This window comes from Nostoc sp., assembly GCF_036917635.1.
GTDB lineage: Bacteria > Cyanobacteriota > Cyanobacteriia > Cyanobacteriales > Nostocaceae > Nostoc.
This window is the reverse complement of the sequence record NZ_JBALCW010000042.1, coordinates 29995-55402: the sequence shown is the minus strand read 5'-3', so window position 1 is coordinate 55402 and position 25408 is coordinate 29995. Positions and strand designations below refer to the sequence as shown.

At 40.6% G+C, this 25408-nt stretch carries 22 protein-coding genes and 1 pseudogene; 16 read left to right on the top strand and 7 right to left on the bottom strand.

Translation table 11 applies throughout. The annotated features are described in order from the left end of the window. Window positions 1–294: 294 nt before the first annotated feature. The 5 genes and pseudogenes from V7K32_RS11605 (at window position 295) to V7K32_RS11585 (ending at window position 3879) form a co-directional block, all read left to right on the top strand. Entirely contained in the window at window positions 295–468 is a 174-nt protein-coding gene (locus tag V7K32_RS11605) for a hypothetical protein (protein WP_334993257.1), read from the top strand. Continuing rightward, window positions 465–2537: an AAA family ATPase gene (locus V7K32_RS11600; protein WP_334993255.1), complete on the top strand. Its 2073-nt coding sequence runs from the start codon at window positions 465–467 to the stop codon at window positions 2535–2537. The genes V7K32_RS11605 and V7K32_RS11600 overlap by 4 nt, the downstream gene beginning before the upstream one ends. A gap of 11 nt (window positions 2538–2548) precedes the next feature. Continuing rightward, window positions 2549–2650, top strand: a pseudogene (locus V7K32_RS11595) (Uma2 family endonuclease); the annotation flags it as partial. A 91-nt stretch (window positions 2651–2741) separates the two neighbouring features. After that, a complete protein-coding gene (locus tag V7K32_RS11590; RefSeq protein ID WP_334993253.1) occupies window positions 2742–3293 on the top strand; it encodes a Uma2 family endonuclease in 552 nt (183 codons plus the stop codon). Between the two features lie 112 nt (window positions 3294–3405). After that, window positions 3406–3879 (top strand): DNA phosphorothioation-associated protein 4, encoded by a 474-nt coding sequence (locus V7K32_RS11585; protein WP_334993251.1) that lies wholly within the window; start codon window positions 3406–3408, stop codon window positions 3877–3879. Window positions 3880–3907: 28 nt separating this feature from the next. Here V7K32_RS11585 and V7K32_RS11580 read toward each other — a convergent pair whose 3' ends face one another. Continuing rightward, entirely contained in the window at window positions 3908–5098 is a 1191-nt protein-coding gene (locus V7K32_RS11580) for a DNA sulfur modification protein DndB (RefSeq protein ID WP_334993249.1), read from the bottom strand. 105 nt (window positions 5099–5203) lie between these two features. Beyond that, complete coding sequence (locus V7K32_RS11575) at window positions 5204–6805, bottom strand: DGQHR domain-containing protein (RefSeq protein WP_334993247.1); 1602 nt, start codon at window positions 6803–6805, stop codon at window positions 5204–5206. 181 nt (window positions 6806–6986) lie between these two features. Between V7K32_RS11575 and dndC the strand changes: the two genes are divergently transcribed. From dndC to V7K32_RS11520, 11 genes are all read left to right on the top strand, one after another. Continuing rightward, a complete protein-coding gene (dndC, locus tag V7K32_RS11570; protein ID WP_334993245.1) occupies window positions 6987–8606 on the top strand; it encodes a DNA phosphorothioation system sulfurtransferase DndC in 1620 nt (539 codons plus the stop codon). Window positions 8607–8677: 71 nt separating this feature from the next. Further along, the gene (locus V7K32_RS11565) at window positions 8678–9298 is read left to right on the top strand and encodes a Uma2 family endonuclease (protein WP_334993243.1); all 621 of its coding nucleotides are present in this window, start codon (window positions 8678–8680) and stop codon (window positions 9296–9298) included. A gap of 316 nt (window positions 9299–9614) precedes the next feature. Beyond that, window positions 9615–11603: a DNA sulfur modification protein DndD gene (gene dndD, locus V7K32_RS11560; RefSeq protein WP_334993241.1), complete on the top strand. Its 1989-nt coding sequence runs from the start codon at window positions 9615–9617 to the stop codon at window positions 11601–11603. A 66-nt stretch (window positions 11604–11669) separates the two neighbouring features. Continuing rightward, the gene (locus V7K32_RS11555; protein ID WP_334993239.1) at window positions 11670–11885 is read left to right on the top strand and encodes a hypothetical protein; all 216 of its coding nucleotides are present in this window, start codon (window positions 11670–11672) and stop codon (window positions 11883–11885) included. Window positions 11886–11921: 36 nt separating this feature from the next. After that, window positions 11922–12308 (top strand): DNA sulfur modification protein DndE, encoded by a 387-nt coding sequence (gene dndE, locus V7K32_RS11550; RefSeq protein ID WP_334993237.1) that lies wholly within the window; start codon window positions 11922–11924, stop codon window positions 12306–12308. Between the two features lie 86 nt (window positions 12309–12394). Further along, window positions 12395–13852 (top strand): DNA phosphorothioation-associated putative methyltransferase, encoded by a 1458-nt coding sequence (locus V7K32_RS11545; RefSeq protein ID WP_334993236.1) that lies wholly within the window; start codon window positions 12395–12397, stop codon window positions 13850–13852. Window positions 13853–14200: 348 nt separating this feature from the next. After that, window positions 14201–15502 carry an AmpG family muropeptide MFS transporter gene (locus tag V7K32_RS11540; protein WP_334993234.1) on the top strand — a complete coding sequence of 434 codons (1302 nt, stop codon included), beginning with the start codon at window positions 14201–14203 and terminating at the stop codon, window positions 15500–15502. Continuing rightward, on the top strand, window positions 15487–15894 hold the full coding sequence (locus tag V7K32_RS11535; RefSeq protein WP_334993232.1) for an ABC transporter permease: 408 nt from the start codon (window positions 15487–15489) through the stop codon (window positions 15892–15894). Before V7K32_RS11540 ends, V7K32_RS11535 begins: the two co-directional genes overlap by 16 nt. 168 nt (window positions 15895–16062) lie before the next feature. After that, entirely contained in the window at window positions 16063–16251 is a 189-nt protein-coding gene (locus tag V7K32_RS11530; protein ID WP_334993230.1) for a hypothetical protein, read from the top strand. A 22-nt stretch (window positions 16252–16273) separates the two neighbouring features. Next, window positions 16274–16783 carry a GNAT family N-acetyltransferase gene (locus V7K32_RS11525; protein WP_334993228.1) on the top strand — a complete coding sequence of 170 codons (510 nt, stop codon included), beginning with the start codon at window positions 16274–16276 and terminating at the stop codon, window positions 16781–16783. Window positions 16784–16956: 173 nt separating this feature from the next. After that, on the top strand, window positions 16957–17715 hold the full coding sequence (locus tag V7K32_RS11520; RefSeq protein WP_334993226.1) for a HEAT repeat domain-containing protein: 759 nt from the start codon (window positions 16957–16959) through the stop codon (window positions 17713–17715). A gap of 100 nt (window positions 17716–17815) precedes the next feature. Here V7K32_RS11520 and V7K32_RS11515 read toward each other — a convergent pair whose 3' ends face one another. The 5 genes from V7K32_RS11515 to V7K32_RS11495 form a co-directional block, all read right to left on the bottom strand. Continuing rightward, a complete protein-coding gene (locus tag V7K32_RS11515) occupies window positions 17816–18223 on the bottom strand; it encodes a phosphomannose isomerase type II C-terminal cupin domain (RefSeq protein WP_334880620.1) in 408 nt (135 codons plus the stop codon). A gap of 309 nt (window positions 18224–18532) precedes the next feature. After that, a complete protein-coding gene (locus V7K32_RS11510) occupies window positions 18533–19870 on the bottom strand; it encodes a PQQ-dependent sugar dehydrogenase (protein ID WP_334993379.1) in 1338 nt (445 codons plus the stop codon). Window positions 19871–19990: 120 nt separating this feature from the next. Continuing rightward, a complete protein-coding gene (locus V7K32_RS11505) occupies window positions 19991–21202 on the bottom strand; it encodes an EAL domain-containing response regulator (protein ID WP_334993224.1) in 1212 nt (403 codons plus the stop codon). A gap of 297 nt (window positions 21203–21499) precedes the next feature. Continuing rightward, entirely contained in the window at window positions 21500–22045 is a 546-nt protein-coding gene (locus V7K32_RS11500) for a hypothetical protein (protein ID WP_334993222.1), read from the bottom strand. Window positions 22046–22588: 543 nt separating this feature from the next. Continuing rightward, window positions 22589–25402: a glycoside hydrolase family 10 protein gene (locus V7K32_RS11495; protein ID WP_334993220.1), complete on the bottom strand. Its 2814-nt coding sequence runs from the start codon at window positions 25400–25402 to the stop codon at window positions 22589–22591. Between the last annotated feature and the right edge of the window lie 6 nt (window positions 25403–25408).

Sequence of the window (25408 nt, the reverse complement as noted above, 5' to 3'; positions counted from 1 at the left end):
ATATTTGTATTTTTTTGTAAAAATTTTCGAGTTTTGAAAAAAGCGCCATTAAGTATGAAATAATATAATTATGAACTTGATCATAATGGGATGAAAGCTGCCTTAAAAATTTCATGACCATCCCATTATGATCTAGGTTGCTTAAAATTAATAATACCAGAAAACAATTAAATAATAAAGTGTTTTTTCAAAGAAAATTAGGATTTTAAAGATAAGGCAAATAATGGCTTTACCGAGGCAATTCTAGCACTAGAGAAAGTTAAAATATAGAAAAACTATATTTAAAAATCCCAGATGTCATCAGAGGCGAATATCGACGATGTGCAGGAGCCAATAACCAGCGCACCGCCGGAAGTCCGGCAAATTATTGAGCGGGTATGGAAGTTGGAAAAAGGCAGACTAGATAAAAAACTTAACAGCCATATAAACGATCATATCTTGGACATTATTAAGGAAGAGGTGCGATGAAGCTGACTTCAATTAAGCTTTGCAACTTTCGCTCCTTTTATGGTACGACACCAGAGATGATTATCGCTGGGGGAGATGCTCAGAATACGACAATTATTCATGGCAATAATGGCTCTGGTAAAACTAGCTTATTGAACGCCTTTACCTGGGTGTTGTATGATAAATTTAGTGCAGCGTTTGCATCGATAGAGCAGTTAGTAAATAAGCGAGCGATCGCCGAAACTCAAAAAGGTCAAGCTGTAGAATGTTGGGTAGAGATTGGCTGGGAACATGAAGGTAAACGCTATCGAGTTAAACGCGCCTGTCGGGGTTATAAAAACGAAGGAGATTTTGACGCTGGTAAAACTCAATTAACCATGTGGGTTGGTGGGGATGATGGGAAATGGAATATCCCAATTCAGCAACCAGACGATATAATTAATCAAATTTTACCGGCTACTTTACATCAATATTTTTTCTTTGACGGCGAACGAATTGAAGAAATAGTTCGTTCTGATAAAAAAGCTGAAATTGCCGAAGCCACAAAAATCTTCTTGGGTGTGGAAGTAATCAACCGTTCCATCAGACATTTAGGAGATGCTAAAAAAACTCTCGAAAATGACTTAAAAGCGATTGGTGATTCGGAAACGAAACAGTTATTACGACAGCAAGAAAAGATAGAACGAGAACGCGAACGCATTACCAAACGACAAACGGAAATTAAAGAAGAATTAGAATATCAACAAACTTTTAAAAAAGAGACAAGTAACCGTTTACGAGAATTGAGTGCTGCTAAGGAATTGCAAGAAAGATGGCAGAATTTAGAATCGCAGAAAACGGCGAATCAAGAAGAATATAAAAAAACCAAGGATGCGCTAAAAAAAGTTATTTCGGCGCGGGGTTATACCGTTTTACTCTCAGAAACTACATCCCAGTTTCGAGGAATTATCAATGATTTGAAGCAGCGAGGCGAGTTAACATCAGGAATTTCACGGGAATTTGTCAATGATTTACTCAATTCTCAACGCTGTATTTGTGGTGCAGAATTACACGAGGGTAATCATTCTCATACTCATGTGAGTACTTGGTTAAATAAAGCCGGTTCTTCGGCGGTGGAAGAAACTGCAATTCGCATGAGTACACAAGTAGATGAAATTGATAAACAAGCAATAGGATTTTGGGAAGAAGTTGATAGAGAACAAACTAGGATTAACCAGTTACGGCAAAGTATATCTCAAATTGAAGCCGATTTAGACAATATTCAAGAACGGTTGCGAAAAGATGCTAATGAAGAAATTAGCAGTTTGCAAAAACGGTTAGATGAAATTGAAAGTAAAATTGATGAATTAAATCGAGAACAGGGAGCAAATCAGCAACAAATTGCTCAATTGACAACTGAAATTGAAGGTTTGAATAAACAAATCGCCAAACAAAAGCTGAATGAAGATAAGCAAACTTTAGCACAGCGACGAATTAACGCTACTCAAGATGCAATTGAACGGTTAACGGAAGTTAGAAATCGTCAAGAACAACAATTTCGTCTGCAACTAGAAAAGCGAGTGCAAGAGATATTTACAGAGATTTCTGTGACTCCATATATTCCGAAAATTACTGATAAATATGAACTGATATTAGTAGAAAATACCACTGGTATAGAAGCACCAGTTGCAGCATCCACCGGGGAAAATCAAATTCTCAGTTTATCTTTTATAGCTAGCATCATTGATAAAGTACGAGAATGGAGTGAGAAGCGAAAAATGATGATGATTCCCGATAGTAGTACTTTCCCAATTGTCATGGATTCACCCTTTGGTAGTTTGGATGAGAATTCGCGGCGACACATTGCTAAGACAATTCCTAAATTGGCGAATCAGTTGATAGTTTTAGTTACTAAGACTCAGTGGCGGGGTGAAGTAGAAGCAGAAATGACAGAGAGAATTGGTAGAGAATATGTGCTTACATATTATTCATCTAAGCCGGATTGCGAACAAGATTATATTGAGTTGGGTAAAGAAAGATATCCTTTGGTGAAACAAAGTCCGAACGATTATGAATATACTGAAATTATCGCAGTTGAACGAAATGTTTAAAGGATAAATTTATGGTTGCGAGTCCAGACAGAAACTATATGTCCCCCCAGGAATATCTGGAATGGGAAGAAGGGCAAGAAATTAAATATGAATATATTGATGGTGAAGAGTTTTTAAGAAACGAACCGCAGAGGCGCAGAGGACACAGAGGGAAGAGAGGAGGGGGAGATTGAGATTATCTGTAACTAATTTAGAAGATGTTTTATGAGTATTAAAACTGAAGCGACTATTGAAGATTTGTACCAATTACCTGACAATTGTAAAGCAGAGATTGTCAATGGAAAATTGGTGCTGATGTCTCCAACTGGATTTTTACCAGGACGTGCTGGCGGTGAAATTTATGCGAGTCTACGGGATTATGAACGATTGACAAAAAGTGGTTATGCTTTACCTGATAATGTCGGTTTTATTGTCAATCTCCCTCATCGTCGTTCTTTAAGTCCTGATGCTGCATTTTATACTGGCAAACCTACAGGTGGGAAGTTCCTTAATGGTGCGCCTTTGTTTGCTGCTGAGGTGAGAAGTGAAAATGATTATGGTGATAAGGCTGAGAAAGATATGGCTAGCAAACGCCGTGATTATTTTGCGGCGGGGACTTTGGTAGTTTGGGATGTGGATGTACTCAAAGAGGAAGTTATCAGAGTATATCGCGCTAGTAATCCTGAAGAACCCCAAATTTATCGGCGTGGCGAGGTGGTTGAAGCTGAACCCGCGTTACCAGGATGGACTATGTTGGTGGATGATTTGTTTGTTTAGCGTTTGTTTAGCGATCGCTTCCCATTTAGTATTAAATAATACTTTAAAAATATTGAGATAAACATCACTTTTAGCTGTCGGTTAATATGGCAACACAGTATATATTAAAATAATGGCGGAAACTGGCAGAATCAGGGTTGCTAAAGATAAGGCTGAGTTGGTGAAAGGTTTAACATCTTCAGATGGTGGAACAGGGCCTTTTAATACTTTTGCTGATGTGATTGTGTTTGCAGCAGCTTTGGGTGCAAAGCATAAAAAACGTGTGCCTTTAGGGGAAATTTCCAAAAGGGAACCGTCACCAATCAGAATAGAATATTTTGCCTCAATGGGAAACGATATTTTAATAAAATTATTAGCAATTAATGAAACTAAAGATATAAAAACACTATCTCTTAATGAAGAAGAATATGAAAGACAACGCAATCATATATTTGAAGAATACGCTAACGGTGGACTGGAAATATTGCAAAATGAGTTGCGTGGGTCTGTAGATTACTCAGAGCGTATTTTATTATTTCTCAATTATGAGCGAACTAATATAGAGCAAGAAGATGAGGAATTTGATCTCACCAAATTCCTCTCTTGATTTTTAAGGGTTGCTTATAAGTGATGATTTATATCCATTCCAGTCGTATTTTTACTATCTTGACTGCATCTGTTACAGCATTTGCAGCAGTAGATAATTTATAAGGCTTATCTGGGTTTTTAGGTTTGGGATCTATTCTAACTACATTATCCTTCCAAACTTCGTTTTCCCTCGACCAATCTATTTGTGCTAATTGTAAAAGTTTTTCTTCATTAAAATAATTGTTTTCTGATTCGTGTATGTAGTGCAATAAACGCCCTAAAACTTCAAGCCCCACACTTACACCGAGAATACAGTCTTCTTTAAATGCAGTCACTTCATCTATTGTTAGTTCTTCAACACTTGTATCAGCAATATATTCAGTATTGCTACATTCGGAGAAAAATCGATTAAGACAAATAACTAAAGCATCAGATGCTTGATAAACATCATAATCTCGAAGTTGATTACTTGGATCGTTAGTAAAAACGCAACTTACAAACCTAGCTATAAAATTAGTTGTGTAAATCAGCTTTTGTTTAGTTGCAGGACTTGATTTAATCTTCTCTGTCTTACCGTGAAACATTGGTACTCGTTTTATTAATTCTTTAGTGATGCCAACTCGGCCAGAGAACTCACCAAATGATAATAACAATGATTTATCTAATTGCTTTGTTTGAGCCATATCTCTGAAATCTGCCTGACACTGTTGAAAATCACCCTCTAAAACTAGAGTAATTGCAAAATCATCATCACTGATTAAGTGGCTTTCAGTACTTTCTATCAATTCGTGAATTGCACGTTTACGATGTTGTCCATCAGTTATATCTAACTTTACTCCACGACGAATAACAACTAGACAAATGCCTCTACCCAGTTCAAGAATTGTTATGTCTTTTGGAGCTACGTTAGCAGTCAAAGTTCCTACAATCCAAGGTTTTTCTTTTCGGGAACGGTCAACAATATATTTTTGAATTTCATCAGCATGACCTTTAACCTCTGGGCGATTTTTACCAGAATCAGGATCATTGCCGGTGGATGGTTTGGCTTGGAGAAGACCAGAAAAGTCACTTGCAGGTACATTAATTTGTAGCATTGTCCGCTTTCCCTGCTGAAAAATCAGTCCTGGATAGCAGCGATCGCGATGATATTGTGAGAAAAATGGCTCAATAAAAGAACTAAACTGAGCTTTCATCTGAGGAGAAATGCTATTATTACCATCCTCAATTGGTTGAGACATATAAATACCTAATACATATTAGTAGATGTTAGCAAACATGATATGCAACCCTTGTAGACTCTAGCATCGGTAAAAACCACAGTGCAAAATACCTACTTAACCTTGCTAGTTCAAAATATGTGGAAGTCCTACCGCTTTCGGTTCAACAAACTCGCCATCAAAACTTATAGTTTTATCTTCCATAGTCCTAGCATCCGCCAAAGCCTTACGAAGTTCAGCACGTTCCATCTGTTCCTGAATTCCACCCAAGATGTAAACTAATAACTTCGTCGCTAAATCGCGTCCAGCAACCTGCACTCGCTTTTTATTTGGGTCATACAAAACCCCATACCAGAGAGATTGGGGATATTCCATACCACTAAAACCGCCTTGCTGGTCAAACTTCCGCAACTTCTTAAAAATATCTGCTAGGGAAAAACCTTTTTTAAAAACCAAAATTCCTAAAGCTTGCGCTAATGCAACTTGAGCAACCGGACGGAAAAGCATATTTCCTTCACCTCCATCCTTTTCAAAGCTGAAGCGCCGTAAAGTTGGTGTATCCTCGTGTTCTAAAATTTTATAACTGGAAAGACTAGCCAAATTATCAAATAGCTTGCTGAATTGCTCAATCCCCTGCTCAAGTTCTTCATCCTCTGGACGCATGGGAATTAGACCTTTCTCCAAGGGTTTCCAGTGGGGGAACTTTTGACCCAAATATCGCTCAGACATATCTTGTAGAGCTTGCAAAGTGGTTAAAACTGTAGAATTGGAGGCTACTGTTGCACTATTCCAATTAACACGGGGATTGCGTTCTTGTCGTTGTTCTAATAATGGATGTGTAACTGCAATTTTTCTAGCAACGATCGCAAAACCATCATCTTCATTCAACTGTGTTAGTTGCCCTTTAGTCAAGGGTGCAGCCATTAAGTTGACATGAACAAAAATCGATCTTACCCTCCGCCTCGCCTGGGTGCGAGTTTCCCCAGCCGCCACCGCACAGATGAACTCAATACCAATTTTTTCCTTGGGTAAATTTTGCAAGTGAGCAAGGTCTACTTGATACTTTTCTATCAAATCATTGACTGTAATAAAACTGTCATCAGCACCTTTATCTTTTTTATAACGCTGGAGTTTACGAGTTTTGATTAACTCCATCAACCCTTGAACCCCCATTAATCGATGTTGACCATCTAGTGCATAAATGGTTACATCATCCTCAGAAATATTTAGCAGACCTACCTTAGCGTCTTTATCGAGGGGTATAAAATCAGTCGTAGACTTCGTGGCGCGTCCTTCGCTATCCCACTCAGCAGCTTTAGGATTATCCACCCACGGCTGATTAATCACCACCAGCACCGGCGGAAACTTATGATTATCTCTAGCCGCCAAATACTGGACTAGCGGTGCTTGACGTGACCAATCAAGGGGACGTTGCTGAATTTCATCAATACTATCTGCGTCAATTTCGACATTATCAGTCTCAGGATTGTACTTTTTTTGAAACAGAGGTAAACCAGAAGCGAAGTGAACCCGACCCGCGAACCATTCCAAGGTAACAGAGCTAACATAAGCCTCAGTACCACCCATCTCGGTTTTTTGAACGAGAATCTGATCTTTTCTCCCTAAAAATTTCTCTAGAAGTAAAGCTAGTACCTCTTTTTCCTTGTTTTCCCGTTCCAGGTATTCTCTAGCGATGTCAGCAGTTGGGTCAGATGCACTATCTTTCATGTTAAATTTTAAAAACAGAATAGTATTATGTAGTTTAATTATCCAAAAAATTGGATATTAGTAGTAAAGTTTTTAAAAACTTTTCCAAAACCCAGGTCAGTGGGTTTTGGATGTGTAGCCGCGAATTATATTCGCCCTATTTTCCCAGATATTACGCCAGTGTTTCCAGAGATCAGGAGAAATGACTACAGCACAACAACCAGAAAATCAAGTTCAGCAAGGGAATACTGTAGCAGATTTAGTGGCAGATATCCAAGCTCTCACTACTGAAATTCAAGAATTGTATTGCTTAGATGAAATACCTTGGGTTGTGGGTTACTCAGGGGGAAAAGACAGCACCGCGATTTTGCAGCTTGTGTGGAATGCGATCGCAGCACTCCCACCTGAAAAGCAAACTAAAACAATCTACGTAATCACCACAGACACACTGGTAGAAAACCCTATCGTTGCTGCTTGGGTACGCAATTCTCTAAAACAGATGAAATCTGAAGCCCAAGCCCAAGGATTACCATTTGCACCCCATTTGCTACAGCCAGATTTTAAAGAGACATTTTGGGTAGGTTTGATTGGTAAAGGTTATCCAGCACCGCGAGGAAAATTTCGTTGGTGTACAGAACGCCTGAAAATTAATCCATCTAACCGCTTTATTCGTGATGTGATTCGAGCGAGTGGAGAAGCGATCGTTGTATTAGGGACTCGCAAAGCTGAAAGCACAAAACGTGCTAGCCGAATGAGAAAATTGGAAGCCCAACGGGTACGCGATCGCCTCAGTCCTAATATGAACTTGCCAAATTCTTTAGTTTATAGCCCTATTGAAGACTGGGAAAATGATGAAGTCTGGATTTATCTTATGCAGTGGGAAAACCCTTGGGGGTACAGCAATAAAGATTTATTCAGTATGTATCGAGGTGCTTCTGCTGATAATGAATGTCCTTTAGTTGTCGATACATCTACCCCTAGTTGTGGTAGCTCTCGTTTTGGTTGCTGGGTTTGCACGCTGGTTAGTCAAGATAAATCGCTGGCTGCGATGATTCAAAATGACGAAGAAAAAGAGTGGATGCAACCTTTACTTGATTTTCGTAAAGAATTGGATGCTGAAGAAACCCGTGATAAAAGAGATTTCCGACGTAGAAATGGTGGTGTCCAACTTTATGAACGTAACTTAGAAGATGGGATATCTATTGAACCTATCCCTGGCCCCTTTATTAAAGAAGCGCGGGAGGATTGGCTAAGAAAGTTGCTTACAGTTGAAAAAGAAATTCGTCAAACAGCGCCAGAAAATATGCGCGATATCACCCTAATTACTCTAGAAGAAATGAGCGAAATTCGCCGTATTTGGCTAGAAGAAAGACACGAATTTGATGATAGCTTACCCCGGATTTATCAAGAAGTGACTGGTGAAGAATTTCAAGATCCCCGTCCTGGTGCTGACTATAGCCTACTAGGTCGTGATGAATGGATAGTATTAGAAGAAATCTGTGAAGGTGATGCGATGCACTTGGAACTAATGGCGAAATTGTTAGACACAGAACGCCAGTATCGCAAAAAAACTCGTCGCGTGGGAATATACGATACCCTAGAAAAATGTTTTAATACGAGTTCCCGTTCGCCTGAAGATGCGATTAAAAATGCTCGTTTGAAGCGCGAATTAAGCGAAGCAGTTAGCCAAGGTGATGTTGCAAAAGTCAAGCAGATGACTTTGGGTGATGTTGCAGCAATCAATGAAGTAGATGAAGGTAAAATGGATGAACAGGTAAGTTGGGCAAGTATGAAATTTAAAAAGGAAAATTTAGAAGAATAGAAGACGGTAGTCAACAAACTACTTAAAGAACGCCTGACAGAGTTTGGTTATCTTAAAACAAGTGAGGTTCTATGATTCAAGCCATGCACAAATTAGTAACTTTTGAAGATTTTGCAGCTTGGCGGCCTGAAGGTGGAAGATACGAATTACATGATGGCGTAATTGTTGAAATGGCTCAACCAGTGGGAGATCATGAGGATGTTGTTGGTTTTTTTGCACTAGAAATATCTTCTGATATCAAGCGTCTAAATTTCCCTTATTACATTCCCAAAACTGTATTAGTCAAACCACTTGAAGGTGAATCAGCTTATTCACCAGACATATTAATAATCAATCGACAAAATCTAGTGAATGAGCCTTTATGGAAAAAACAATCAACTGTATCTCAAGCTGCATCTATTCCATTGGTTATTGAAGTTGTTAGTACTAATTGGCGGGATGATTACTACAAAAAATTAGCTGATTATGAAGCTATAGGTATTCCTGAATATTGGATTATAGATTACGCGGCTTATGGGGCTAGGAAGTTTATTGGCAATCCTAAACTGCCTACTATATCGATTTATCAATTAATTGATGGCGAGTACCAAGTTACTCAATTTAAAGGCGATACCCATATTGTCTCACCTACGTTCCCAGAATTGAATTTAACCGCCGAAGAAATTTTTCAAGCTGGAGGTGTGCAAATCTAGCTACGCTTACCAAGACAGATGGAATGGCATTTCTTAACAGCGATCGCTGTCGAACTCATGTTAATCTTAGGATGTTTTAAAAGTCGTGATTGATGTATCAAATATTTTTACCCCACCCTAACCCTCCCCTTATAAAGGGGAGGGAACTTGATTTTATTGTTTCCTCCCTTTATAAGGGGAGGGAACTTGATTTTATTGTTTCCCCCCTTTATAAGGGGAGGGAACTTGATTTTATTGTTTCCCCCCTTTATAAGGGGGGATTAAGGGGGGTAAAAAATCACACCGTATAACTTTTCAAGCACAATCTTAAAAATTAATGATATTTCTTGAACTCGTATTACAAAACTTTGGCCCCTACAGTGGGAAACAGGTAATCAATCTTAACCCAAAAATTGATGAGGAAAACTCACACCCAATTATCCTCTTAGGTGGGATGAATGGCGGCGGAAAAACTACCCTCATGGATGCCATTCGTCTCGCCCTTTACGGCCCCCGCGCCCAATGTTCTACCCGTGGTAATTTAAGTTATAGCGATTTTCTCAACCAATGTGTTAATAGCAAAACAAATCCAGTTGTAGACACCCGAATTGAATTACTTTTTGAACATATTGAAAACGATAAACCAATAAAATACCGTGTTGTCCGTAGTTGGACGAAAAACCCTAAAGACGGTAAAGATACATTAGGTATTTTAAGTGACAGTGATACATGGCCTGATGCTTTAGTTAATATCTGGGATGAATATATTGAAAATCTCCTACCTTTAGGTATTTCTAATTTATTTCTATTTGATGGTGAACAAGTTAAAGAACTTGCAGAACAGGAAACACCGCCACCAGTTGTAGTAGATGCAATTCGCGGACTTTTAGGTTTAGAATTAGCAGACCGTTTAGCGGTTGATTTAGATATCCTAGTTAACCGGAAACTTAAAGAAGTTGGTAATAGTAAGGATTTAGCAAACCTAGAAGAGATTGAAACTAGGTTAACCCAACAGCAAGAAGATTATCAAACAACAGCAGAAAAGTTAGAAATTCTCAAAAATCAGGTAGAAGATTTAGAACAAAAGCAGCAAGAAGCCTTTGATAAATTTATTTCTGAAGGTGGTAAAATTGCATCTGAACGCAATCACCTAGAACTACAACAAGGTACGAAAACTGCGGAAATTGAACAAGTACGTCAGTCAATGTGTGAATTAGCGGCTGATGTTTTACCTCTAGCATTAATTCCCAATTTGCTGAATCAGGTGCAAGCACAGGGAGAAAAAGAATTTCGCCATCAACAGGTACAATTATCTAAAGATTTGTTAATTGAACGAGATCAGCGCTTACTCGCTTGGCTAAATCAAGGGGAAATTTTGCCGATGGAAGTTGAAAAAATTAAATCTTTTCTAGTGGAAGATGTAGATAATTTATATGCAAAGACTATTCAGGTAGAAGCACCTTGGTTATTAGCCGATGATGAAACTTTAAGTCAGCTAGATAATCTTATATATCATTTACAAAATTCTCAACTTTCTGCAAAGGAGAAATTAGCTATTCTCCAAAATAAAGAAGAAGAAATTCATACTCTAGAAAGACAAGTGCAAACAGCAGCAGCACCAGAAGATTATACAAAGCTGCGTCAAGCATTAGAAACTGCACAAAATCAAGTTGTGGAAGCTAAAGCTAATTACGAAACAATCCGCCGCCGTTTAGCTGAATTAGAAACTATTATAACTAAATCAAAAAAAGAATTAAGTGATTATACTGTAGAAAATATTAAACATAAAAATAGCGAACATATTATCAACTCTGCCGCGAAAGTTCAAAACACCCTCAAGATTTTTCGGGAAAAGTTAACTCTGCGAAAACTCAATAAATTAGAGGAAGAAGTTAAAAATTGCTTTCTTTATCTTCTCCATAAATCAGACTTAGTTCATCGAATAACCATTGATACTAAAACTTTCAGCCTTTTGCTTTACGATTTAAATGGTAAACCTGTCCCTAAACATCGCCTCTCGGCTGGCGAAAAACAACTACTTGCGATCGCATTCCTCTGGGGTTTAGCCAAAGTCTCTGGACATAGACTACCAGTAGCAATAGATACACCATTAGGTAGGCTCGATTCCTCTCACCGCAGCAACTTAGTGGAACGTTACTTTCCATCAGCCAGCCATCAAGTCATTTTGTTATCTACGGATACTGAGATTGGCAAGAAGGAAGTTGAAACACTGCGAGAAAATGAAGCGATCGCCCGCGAATATCTCCTCAAATACGACTCCGCTACCCGCCAAACTACAGTGATAGAAAATCAATATTTCTGGTAGTTGCGATTTATTTCAGCCTTGAATTTACAATATATCTAACGATTTTTGGAAAGTAGATAAGCAATTATGAACTCACCACATCTACTTAAAATAGAGCGTGATATAAATAGTTTGTCATTGGTAGAACTAGAATGGCTATTGGAATACATTACAAAACAAGTGCAAGAAAAGAAGCAAGGAGCAAATAAATTTACTGATGTAAACTATATCAATCAACAACTAGCTGCAATGGCTAATGATTCAGATATTCAGGCAGAGATTGCTGCTATTAATCATGAATAGGGGTTAATGATTTTTATATCACTTTTTATAAAAACAATGGAATCGCCAATCGAAAGAATTAAACTCTCTCAAACAGCCAAAGACCAACTTACCAAACTCAAACGCAGCACCAAAATCGACCAATGGAATATTCTATGCCGTTGGGCGTTTTGTCGTTCTCTCGCAGAATCAACCACACCCTCCCCCGTCCCAATTCCCCAAGATAGCAACGTCGAAATGACTTGGCGCGTCTTTGGCGGCGAAATGTCCGATATACTCCTCCTCGCACTCAAGCAACGCTGTCACAATGACGGCTATCCCACCGACAAAGAAACCCTCGCTATCCAATTCCGCTTACATTTACATCGCGGTATTGGCTACCTAGCAGGCGATCCAAATATCAAGAAAATTGAAGATTTAATTGAACTAGCGGTCAAAAATTGACAAAATAATTCGTAACTAATACTCTGCAATTCGTAATTCTTAATTACGAATTACGAATTACGAATTACGAATTACGAATTAGTATCATGCCTGAAGCGCTAGAAATCGAGCGTCATAGAGCTGCGATCGCTCGCACTGAGATATCCCGTCCTGTACGATTGGCTATACAATGGGCAATCCTTAACCCAGACACCACCTTTTTTGATTACGGTTGCGGCTACGGTGGTGATGTCTGGCGAGTAGCAAACTTAGGTTACACCAGCGCAGGTTGGGACCCTTACTACTATCCCGATGTCCCCTGCACCCCCGCCGATGTGGTCAATTTGGGTTACATCCTCAATGTCATCGAAGATGCAGAGGAACGCCGTCAAAGTCTAATCCAAGCTTGGGAACTCACCGGGAAAGTTTTAATTGTGGCGGCTCAAATCCTAATTAACGCTCCCAGCAAAACCCAACTTGCTTACAATGATGGCATTGTGACGCGCCGCAATACTTTTCAGAAATATTATGAACAACAAGAACTCAAAACTTATATTGATGAAGTTCTAAATGTCGATGCAATACCGATCGCACTTGGCGTATACTTTGTTTTTCGAGATGAAGCTGAAAAAGAAAGTTACAAAGCTATCCGCTTCTTTTCTACCACCTCCACGCCGCGAGTCCGCATCCCCATTAAGCGGTTTGAAGATTATCAAGAACAACTCCAACCACTCATGGCTTTCTTTACCAAGCGCGGTAGACTCCCCGTAAAAGGTGAATTGGAAAATGAACCGGAATTAATCAGCGAATTTGGTAACTTCCGCCGCGCCTTTGGTGTAGTTTTGCAAGCTACTGATGAAACTGAATGGGATGCGATCGCTTATCGTCGTTCTTTGGATATCCAAGTTTACCTCGCCCTCACCCACTTCGATAAACGCCCCGCATGGCAAAAGTTAGCCCCTGAAATGCGTCACGATATCAAAGCCTTTTTCAGCAGCTACGAGGAAGCTTGTCAAGTAGCCGACCAAAAACTTTTCAGCTTGGGTAAACCTGGGGTGATAAAAACTGCTTGCGAAAAAAGCAAAATTGGTAAACATACACGTGGTGCCCTTTACGTGCATGTTTCAGCATTAGCAGCACTTGACCCCATACTGCGAATTTGTGAAGGTTGCGCTAGCCGCACCATTGGGCGTGTTGATGAAGCCACATTAATCAAATATCACACAGATAAACCACAAATATCTTATCTGTGTTACCCTGATTTCGACACTGACCCCCATCCAGCTTTAAAAGCGAGTATAACTATTGACTTAAAAACCCTCTTCGTGACTCATCGAGACTATGCAACTAGAGCAAATCCGCCGATTTTGCACCGGAAAGAAACATTTATTATTAGTAACTACCCTGGTTACGAACAATTTGCTCAACTCACCCAACAAGAAGAAAAATTAGGATTGCTCAAGGATAAAAGCGATATCGGTACGCGAGAAGGTTGGGAAAAATGCCTTGCTACACACGGGGTAGAAATCAAGGGGCATCAGGTTTATTTAATTCGTAATTCGTAATTCGTAATTCGTAATTATGTAATGCGCGTGGGGATTTAAACGCGATCGCATTACAATCAACCCATAGAGGATGGGGACTTGACTCTAATATTGACTTTTTACGGTATGTGGAAAACCTCTCTCTAAATCTCTCTCCTAAAAGGAGAGAGACTTTGAATTTTCCCCCTTCCCGCGTCGGGAAGGGGGTTAGGTTTTTCGTGGGTTTTTCCACATGGCGTGAAAAGTCAGGACTCTAAGTATTGGTTAAATCAAGAAAATCTTAGCAGATTTGTGTACTTACACGAAATTAGACAGCAGGTATGGCAAGATAACTGCAATTCAATTAAATAATAAGGAATCTGCAATACTGTGCAAGTAAATAAATCGCTGCTACGAATTTTTGGCAGCCCGAAGATGGGAGCTTTGTTATTTCTTGGCTTTTCGTCAGGGTTGCCGTTATATTTAACTAGTCAGACATTACAAGCATGGTTGACTAAAGAGGGAGTTAGCCTAGCGGCGATCGCTGCTTTTAGTTTAGTCAAGCTACCCTATTCTTTAAAATTTCTCTGGTCGCCTTTACTAGATAGATTTGTACCACCTTTTTTGGGGCGGCGTAGAGGTTGGCTGGTAATTATCCAAGTAGCCTTACTGTTAAGTATAGCTACAATGGCTCTAATGAAACCATCCCAAGGGTTACAACCTTTAATCATTGCTGCTGTAGCCGTTGCTTTTTTTAGCGCCAGTCAAGATATTTTAGTTGATGCCTACCGCACTGATGTAGTGGAAGCAGAAGAAAGAGGTGCTGGAGCATCTATTTACTTATTGGGTTATCGCATTGCCATTTTAGTAACTGGTTACGTCAGCCTATTTTTAGCAGATAGGATGCCTTGGCAAGCTGTTTACCTGTTGATGTCGCTGTTGATGGTCGTAGGCTTGATAACTTCTATTTTTGCACCAGAACCAGTCCTGCGCGATCGCCCGCCTCAAACTTTAGGAGCCGCAGTCAAATTACCCTTCATTGAATTTTTCCAACGTCAGGGCTGGCTACAAGGGCTTTTAATCCTGATATTCATTGTGATATACAAGTTGGGAGATTCTTTATTAAAGAATGTATCTACCCCATTTTTGTTAGATAAAGGTTTACATTTCACTCAAAGCGATATAGCATTTCCTGGGGCGCTGGGAATTTTCGCTACTATTATTGGCACCTTGGCAGCAGGAGCAATAATGACCAAAATTGGTGTTAATCGATCGCTTTGGATATTCGCCATATTGCAAGCTGTCGGCAACTTGGCTTTTTTTGCCTTAGCAGTAGTAGGTAAAAACTTCTATCTCATGTTAGCTGCCGTTAATATAGAACAATTCTGTGCTGGTCTAGAAACTGCTGCTTTTGTAGCATTTTTGATGAGTCTTTGTAACCAAAGCTTTTCAGCTACACAGTACGCCTTACTTTCGAGTTTGCAAGCTTTTAGTAGAGATATTGTCACTGCTCCCGCAGGTACATGGGCGCAGGCCACCGGCTGGTCTACATTCTTTCTACTGACAGCAATAGCAGCTTTGCCGGGATTACTATTATTGCCATTTTTTGCCCCTTGGAATCCCAAGCCAGTGGTAGTATTATCCAGACCAGGACTTGACGACGAAGAAGAGGATATATGGGGAATCAAGTAGTTATTGCTGTCGGCACATTTATTCTCTTACTGACTGGTTTATTACTTGGCTATGTTCTCTCGCAATTAGTTCTAGGATTTCTAGCATTTAACCTCCTAACTTTTTTCGGAACACTCAGCCTAATTTTAATTTTTGGTACACTTTATTACGTTTTATTTTGGCAGTTGCGGAGAGATCAGTCCCGACCATCAACTATAAATCAAGGGATACCAGGCCAAGCAGACGATGGTGTATCTGATAGCTATCTCAAAAACAGGCTAATCGCTAAATTATCCGGTGACACTGCGGCTGCCGAACGGTTAATTGAACAAGCAAAGGAGACTTATCCTGGGATGCCGGATAATTGGTATTGTGAGAGAGTCCTTGATGACTTAGAGCGCGATCGTCAATAGTAGGGGAGTGGGGGAGATGAGGGAGATGGGGGAGCAGGAGAAGAATAACAATGCCCCATTCCCCATCCCCCATTTCTATGCACAGAAAATTGCTAAAATAAATGAAGAATACTTCACAAATCTTCAGCTAGGTTCTCATAAAAGTTCCTAGCTTCTTGCAATTAAAATATGGCTATTTTTCGTCAATACATCGCCCCACTGCTTGCAGTATTAGTATTTTTATTTGCCCTAGTGGCAGTCAGCGCCCGGATCTTTTTACCGTCCGATATGGCAGCACCCGCGCCAATTGAAGAGGTGGGGGTAAGTTTTCAACCTAATCCAAGTGATTTACCACCAGCAGCACATAACCAAAGCTAGCTAAGTCAATAAACGTATTTAAGTGTCACAGCAACTACTACCTGGATATATTATTCGCCGTGGCTCGACTTTGGAGCGATCGCTATTGCTTAAATTCATGCAGCGAACCTACCAGGATCTCTTTCCCAATGAGAATTTTTCCCACCTAGATCAAACAGTTAAGCAATACTTTTCTAGCGATACCCCCTTGTGGTGGGTAGAAGAGGAGGGGGAGCAGGAGGAGATGAGGGAGATAAGAATAAGTAATCCCCTATGCCCTATAGCCTGCCTTTGGGTGGGTAATGCCATAGATCAAGTGCAGGGTAATCGTCATGCTCACATTTTTATCCTCTACGTTCTACCAGAACATCGGCGACGGGGTATTGGTACAGCCTTGATGCGATATGTGGAAAATTGGGCTATTCAAAGAGGCGATCGCCAGATTGGATTGCAAGTGTTTCAATCAAATAAACCCGCATTAAATCTTTACAATCAGTTAGGTTATCAAACCCAATCCCTGTGGATGGTAAAATTTCTGAGTGCAGAAAAATAAACTATAGGATAGCGGTAACATACTTAAGCGTCTGAGTTATGGCGTTTCTCGTTTGGATAAAACTCAACGAGGAAAAAGAAAAGTGTATAATTACGCAACTAATACTTATAAAGCTTTAACTTATTGGCGCGGGGGATTATGTGTTAATCCCGAAAAGGGATTGAAATCAAATTATGTATGACGAAGACGATCTAAGCCTACTCGATATTGAGGAGGAGCTAGAAAGCCCCCTAGATAAAATAGAGCCGCTAACTGCCGAATCAGTGGTGGCAAAGCCAGATCCAGAAGTGATGCTAGCCCTGCTGGAAAATCCCCAGGCCCAGCAAAGAATGTTAGCGGCGCGTGCTTTTTGTGATATAGAAGATGCGCGTGCTACCCCCCATCTGATTCGCCTATTAAGTGATACCTGTCCCTTAGTGCGGGTGAGTGCAGCTTATGGACTTGGACGCAATCCTAGTTCAGAGGCAGTGAGTCCGTTAATTGCTCAACTAAACAGTGATTGGAATGGCTATGTGCGTAAAGGCGTTGTCTGGGCTTTAGGAAACTGTCGCGATCGCCGTTCTTTACCACCCCTAGCAGATGCCCTCAGAACTGACATTTCCGCAGTGCGTTTGTGGGCTGCTAGCGCCTTAGCACAAATGGCAGAAGTGAGTTATGAAGCAGTTATAGGGGCAATACCGCCATTAATTGAAGCCTTAGTCAAAGATCCCGTAGCAGCAGTACGCAGTAACAGTGCTTGGGCAATTGGTCAACTGTGCCGCGAACTCCCTTCTAATGTAGTTTATGCCACAGCGATCGATTCTCTAATTCAAGCCTTTGCTGAAGACCAAGATTTAGGAGTCCGGGAAGACGCCAAAGCCTCACTGTTAGGAGTGGGTGATCCGCGTGGCTTGCAGCTGATTGAAACCTTAGAGCAAGAAGGGTGGTTTTGATTTATTTGGGCGATTCAATTTTGGATTTTAGACTTCGACTACGCTCAATCGAAGTCCAAAATCCAAAATCTAAAATTCTTCCTCCCCTCATCCCTAGACCTTACTGAGCTTCAGTTACAGCTTTGACCAAATTTAAGTCATAAGGACGCTCAGTATCATCCTCACCTAAATATTCACCATTTTGAATTTCCAAAATAACTAGCGGAATATGCCCAGGATTTTCTACTTTATGTAATGTTGCTGCGGGAACATAAGTTGATTCGTTTCGATTCAGTAATATTTCCGCATCGCCACAAGTTACCTTGGCTACACCTGAGACTACAACCCAATGTTCATTGCGATGATAATGGATTTGTGGTTTAATTCCGTGCCTGGGCTTAATTTCAACACGACTAATTCTATAGGTTTCTCCTTCCTCGATCACCTCTACTTCACCCCAGTATCGTGTACCTGAATGTGGAGATAATTCGTTGATATTTGACTGAGTATTATTTTCATTGGGAGTCATAATGAATTTCTCAACTAGATGAATATTAGTATTTTTAAGTAATTTACCTTAAATAGGATAAACCTGCGTAGGCAGATGCAGGCACAACATTTCTATTGATGACAACTGCTCTAACTTTACTCTAGGCAACAGATCCTATCCGTGAATTTTTAAATGTTTGAATACACCAATTGCTTAACCCCCCGTAAGTAGCTAGGCAAGATAAAACCAAACTATGTAACGAAAAGTAAAATCTCTGTATTTGGCTCGTAGTTGCGCCCTCTTGCGCTTTAGGGCAACTACGAGCCGGTGATGATTATTTGCGCCCACTTACTTATACTGAATCCGATAAATCCGATTATTGGCTTCTTCTGTTACTAGTAGACTACCATCTGGTAACACGAGTAAACCTACAGGTCGTCCCCAAGTGGTTGGTACAGAAGGATTTAGCAAAAATCCTGTGAGAAAGTCTTCGTAATAGCCAAGCGATCGCCCTTTAGCATCGAAGGGAACAAACACAATTTTATAACCAGTGCCGCGATCGCGGTTCCAAGAACCACGAAAAGCAACAAAAGCACCGTTTTGGTATTTTGCTGGAAACGTTTTACCATGATAAAACTGCAAGCCCAATGCTGCTGAGTGCGCCTGGAACAGCACATCTGGCGTTTGAGTACGGGCTGCTAAGTCGGGGCGTTTACTTTTACCTTCCGTCTCTTGGCGCGGATCTAGGTTATTTGGTGTCAGATAAGCATAAGGCCAGCCGTAAAATGCCCCTTGTTTAATGCGTGTCAGATAATCTGGAACCAAGTCATCACCGATTCCATCGCGTTCGTTGACAGTGGCGTAAAGTTCCTTAGTTACAGGATGAAAGTCTAAACCAACAGGATTACGTAAGCCAGAAGCAAAAGTTTGCTGCTGGGAACCATCCAAATTCATCACCTGTACTGAAGCCCGTGGTAGGGGTTCTTCATCTACATTACTTCCTGAACCAACTGAAACATATAATTTATTGCCATCGGGCGATACAACAACATTGCGTGTCCAATGGTTGTTATAACCTTGAGCAGGTAAGTCGGCGATCTTTTCTCCCTTATCTATAATTTTCTTTTGACCTTTCCTATAGGGAAAACGTATTACAGCATCTGTGTTACCCAGAAAAAAGGAATTACCTGTAAAAGCCATACCAAAGGGTCTATTGAGTCCGTTGTCCCTACTAGCAAAGGTTTCTCGAACGTCGGCTACACCGTCACCCTTGCTGTCACGTAACAGACGAATGCGGTTTTGTGCGGTTTCAGTCACCAAGACATCACCGCTAGGAGTTAAAGCTAGCCAGCGTGGGGCATCCAAACCTTCTGCAAAGACGTTAACTCTAAAGCCTCGTGGTACGTGCAGCACTGGATTTTGCCCAATTGGCACAACCTCAGGTCGCTTGGAGGCACTTTCTGTTGCGAAGGGTGCTGGTAAATTCTTCAGATTGATACGGATGCGCGTGGGTAAAAATGCTTCCGTTCGGACAATATTTTTTGGCTGTGTAGGATTCTGTGTCAGTTGAGCAGAAGGTACAGGTGTTTGTGGTGTGGAATTATCTGAGGAAGCGCGAGTCTGGTTACAGCCTGCTACCAAGGTCAGTAAAAAAACTGGCAGCAAGAAACGCGCAAAGACTTTCATGGCAGTAGACACTATGACACAATTTTCTTACTTTAGACTTGAGACTTAATAATTGTCGCCAGTCTAAAGTCCGATTTTTCTGAGTTACTCCCCTAATACCTAATCCCCATTCCCCAATATTCATATATATAAGCATTTATTAGCCAATAAAAATTTTTCAAATTCTGCTGCTGGCAATGGACGACTAAATAGAAAGCCTTGCATAGAATTACAATTGTGTTGGCGTAAAAAATCCAGTTCTGCTTCCGTCTCTACACCTTCAGCAACTACATCTAAATTGAGATTGTGAGCCATTTGAATTAATGCCTTAGTAATGGCTGATTTCTGGGGATCATTTGCAACATTATGGATAAAATAACGGTCGATTTTTAATGTGTTAATTGGTAAGTTTTTCAGATAAATTAAAGAAGAGTAGCCCGTACCAAAATCATCGATCGCAATTTTTACACCCAACGATTGCAATTTGTTCATAGTAGCGATCGCACTATTTACATCTTCCATAATCATACTTTCAGTGAGTTCTAGTTCTAAGTAATGTGGTTCCAAACCATTCTTATCTATAAAGTTGATTACTTTTTGAATCAAACCTGGTTGATTAAATTCAATTACTGATAAATTGACAGCAATAACTAGGGGATAAATTCCAAAATCACGCCATATTTTTATTTGTTGACAGACGCTTTTTAATACCCATTTACCCAATGGAACAATTAAACCTGTAGACTCTGCTAAGGGAATAAATTCTGTTGGGTAAATCAATCCAACTTCCGCGCTTTCCCAGCGTAATAAACTTTCAGCCGCTACTATTTTTCCAGAAGCAATATCGACTATTGGTTGATAATAAATTTCAAATTCTTCAAAATTATGTTGTTTGATAGCCCTGTGTAAGCTAATTTCTAATATCTGGATCTTTGGAGACAGGTTGTTAATTCTAGGCTGAGGAGATAAATACTTTTTTAAAGTAGCGTATTTTTCCAATCTGTTGATGATGGCGCTTAATAACTCAGCACGAGTAAAAGGCTTAGTTATATAGTCATCAGCACCCATATTCATACCTTGGCGAAAGTCAGATTTGGCAGATCTAGCCGTAAGAAAAATGAAGGGAATTGTTGCCGTTGATGGTTCTTGACGTAACGCTGTTAGTACGCCATAACCGTCAAGTTGTGGCATCATCATATCACAGAGAATTAAATCGGGAACTTCGGAGATAGCCAAATGTAGCCCGATTCTGCCATTAGCCGCACCAATAGTTTCAAAATCCTCAGCTTCTAACAGATCCAAAATATTTTCCCGGACTGCTTCTTCATCTTCTATTATTAAAATTTTTGGCATAAATTACCTCAATTTATATTTTATTTTTATGATAAAATGGCAAAATTTTTTGTACAATTCCCCCCCCCAGAGATTGGGGTAAATATTTTACCTTGATAGCGATATATCAATTTTTGTAAAATTTTCATTTATAATCCAATGTTTAGTATATTGCCGATATTAATGGTGCGAGAAAAAGATTCCAACAACGAATAGAGTTTACTAGCCCAAAAGCTAGGTCTTTTGAGTATTTCCCGCACTTGATAGTCTGTGATAGCGGCAAAATCTCTAATAAATGTTGTAGCATCTGCATAACTCTTATAGGTGTAAATTACTGCTGGGCTGGAGGAGAGTAAATATTGCAGATGTTCTTGGTTGACAAGTAGCGCCCACCATATTTATTTCCCAACATGGATGCTCAACTACATCTTGTGGCTGTAGTTCTCCCAAGTGGAGTGCTGTTTGCTTAACTTCTAGCACAATCCCCTCTGTTATCAGCAACCCGATAAATTGGAAGGAACTGTTGAAGATGGGGCGAAATCGTTTTTCACTCTCAGGAAATAATAGTTCTACCTGTACACAGGAGGTACTATCCACAGCAAGTCCAATAAGGCAAGCAGGTTCGCCCGTCGTATCTTTAGGTACTATAACGCTTACTAGTAACCATTTGTACTTGAGTAACTGGCTCTCAACGAGAATCTGATGTTTTACCTCAAAGGAACCAATACTAGTGTTACCTCTAGTTTTATCTGTCTTTTCTGGTAGTTCTTGACAGAGACTTTTAGCCATGATGAAAATCACAATGTGACCTTGCTTATTTGCAACTTGCAGTAGATACAACTGCTGGGGCAGAGGTAATAGCACTGAGACTATCTCTAAAAATATTACACATTTGATGTCATGACCAAGGTATGCATAACTTCAAAAATCTTGGCTGTTTTCAATCTAGTTCCTGAAGCTACAAGTATTACCCTATAATGCTTTGTCAAGCACTCCGCTACCTGCAAAGATGAAGAAACTAAGACATTCTTGCTTCCTGCTTCAATCAGTGCGTAGGCGTAGCCCGTCACATCGCATCTAATAGTGCTGTTTCCGACACAAGCATCCGCAACGAAGGGTCAATTATTGACTCTAAGCTTTGTAGCCTTAGCAGCTGAGATAAGGCTTGCATATATTTGTACGATAGCTATTATTAAAAATAGTTATTTAAAGCTTCTTAATTAAGTATTTTCCAATATTTTGACACCAAACAAGTAGTAATATTTAGTTTATAAACACTACAAAAAGTGTGTTAAGAATTATAAACTAGCTGATATCTAGCTAGTTGTAAATTGGGTATTGGGAAAGAGGAGGCAGAAGTTGTTTAATTTTGAATTGATTTTTGTCTCATCCTCCCCTGCCTCTTCACTAAGGATAAGGACGCAACTGCAACCGCCGTTCGCCGTAACGTAATAGCCTTTCTATAGTTACAAGCCGATTTTCCCAAACTTTGACTTGATAGGAATTTGACTTAAGCTCTTGGCTCATCAATACTCTAAATTGAGACTGGAACCGAGTTAGAGAGGCTCTCGCCACTAGTAACTTGCTAGGATTGGGGGAAGCGGCAAGCTGATTTAAAGCACTGCGTAGAACTTCTGCCTGGTTGTTAAAATCTGATATTGTCTGAGCCGGTTTTTGTGGTAGGTCATTTTGGAAAACAAATTTCCATTCCCGTTGCAGCGCGGTGTAACGAATGGCAGCAGTTTGAAAAGGCTGACGGTGAGGAATCGGTTCAGTTTTAGTGGGTGTTGTCGATTGAACCCTACCTTGGGTGTTAATAAAGAGTTTTTGTAGATCGTTGTTAAAATTCTCAGCGGCAAAGAGTGCATAACCACTAACTGGCAAGTCCCTTACCAACTGGAGTTGATCGAATGCGCCAATTGTTGGCAAAGAAAGTAAGCGAATTCCCGGTATCAACAAGGTAGATCCCAATTGTTTAGATGCGATCCAAGGTTGGGCCAGTCGTTGAAAGCGAGAAGTATCCAGAGCATAAGTCATGGGAACAATTAAATCTACATCCCCACGCCTTGCCCAATTTTCCCAGTCTTGTTGAATTTTCTGAATCCGCTCTAGTTCTGGCAAAGGAAATACTGCAACTGACAAAATCAAATTCGGTCGCTTTTGTCGCAACTGGTGTGATAATTGGGCGACAAAGCTATTAACTTGTTCGGTGCGAAATGTCGTCCACTTTTGCCATAAGTCTGCTTGATTAGGGGAAATATTCACTGGATCTACACCAGTAAGTTGCTGAAATTGCGCTCTTGCAGCTTTGCCATAGCCGTAAGTTCGACCTGCTGATGGGTCTTGGAAAGGGTAGCGAATGTAGTCTAGCTGTAGACCATCAACGTTATAGCGAGTAACAATTTCCTCATACAGCTTGAGTAAATACTCCCGCACTTGGGGGTTAGCTGGGTCGAAGAATGGCTTAGTTTGACCAACGGGAATCATGTTGCCCAGGTTATCGTAGTTTGCCCAATCGGGATGAGCCGCCAGCACTGGGCCTGGATAATTACGATTAAGGTTGAGAATTTCATTGTGACGTTGGTTACCAGCAGCAAAAGTCCAAACCCAAGCGTGTAATTCCATGTCTCGCTCATGGGCTAATTTCACCGCATTTGCTAGTGGGTCCCACCCACGAATTAGTGGGTTTTGCTCTTTTGCAACTTGGCTCGGATAAATGGTGTAGCCAGCATTAACAGTTTCAAAAAAGACAGTATTAATCCCTGCTTGAGATAGGCGATCAAAAATCTGAGCTAGTCCCGCCTTGCTACCAGCCCGAACAATCGTCCCCCGATCTAACCAAACTGCCCGAATTTCTGGTTGAGCTAGTCTTTGATTAACAGGAAACTGCTGCCACAAAGTCGTTTTAGCGGTCAGCCACTGCTGACGAGCCAGAGCATAGTTTTTTTGGGCAATCAATATGGGTAAGTTTTTGGCAATTACCCTTACCTGTGCCAAGGCTTGCTCTTTACTCATACCTAGCGCCCCCAGTTTAGTTGAGGCCAATTGCATCGGCTGCTCCTTGACAGATTGGGGAGTGTAGGTATCCAGATGTGTAGAGGACTGCTTATCTGAAGATATTACTTCACCAACATTAGCCGCATCGGATGACACTGCTAAATTAGCGCTTTCCACCCGACCTATGAGATTTTCTAGCTCTTGCTGGAGAGCGATCGCTTGGTTGTTGTCAATCGGCTCATTAGAGTTGGGTGCAACATCCAGACGCACCGCTTGTTCTAATTGGTCAATAGCCTCTTGAGAACTTGGAGGTTTGATTGTAGGAAGCGGTTTAGGTATGGGAGCAGTGGCAATTTTAGGAGGAGGGGATGAGGGGGATGAGGGAGATGAGGGGGATGAGGGAGATGAACTGCTCTCCTGCCCCCTGGGCGCAGCCGCCACTGTTGCCCTGCAGTTTGGGGAACCTCCTGGTACTTTTTTCATGCGATTCGATGGTGGTGGCGCTGTCAAATAGTGATTGAGAGCAGCTTTTAACCAGGCATTATCTAAGGCGGCGGCTGTTGCTGTGTCTGTTCCCCAGCGCCAGCCCAAAAGGGTGGAACGCTCAGTTGTTAATACTGCGGCTGGATTATCTTTAGAATTCCAAACAGCAGGGGATTCACTGCCCATATCATTAGGAATCATGACGCCGCCGCGCGCTTTGCCAAAGAGTTCAGTTTGATTTGCCCATTCTGGAATATTGGTTTTTGTGGGTTTAATTTGTTCTGTCTCACTGAGGCTGAATCCCCAATAACCTCCTAAAAGCGATCGCAATAACTGACGTACTCCCGGCGCTGACAGATTACCTACAGGACCACTGGCTATCAAACGCCCTCCCTTACTCATCCATTCTTCCAAAGCGATCGCTTGGGTTGGCGTTAATGTCTCGACATTTGGCAAAAATAATACCCCGCGATCGCCCCAATCTGCCCCACTCTTGACATCAGCTAGGGGAATTACACAATATTTCACCCCTATTGTCTGTAAGCGGTCAGTTATCCCTCTCCATTGATTTGCATTTTCTTGCCCATACACTACGCTCAATACAGGTTCTTCAGTCGCCGCCGTTACTGGCAAAATACTAAAACTATTTAAAATTAAAAAGTTAAAAGTTAAAATGAAGAATCCGGCTTTTTTTATTTGTGAATTTGCCTTTTTATGATGATATTTTTCCTGATTCTTCACTACTGA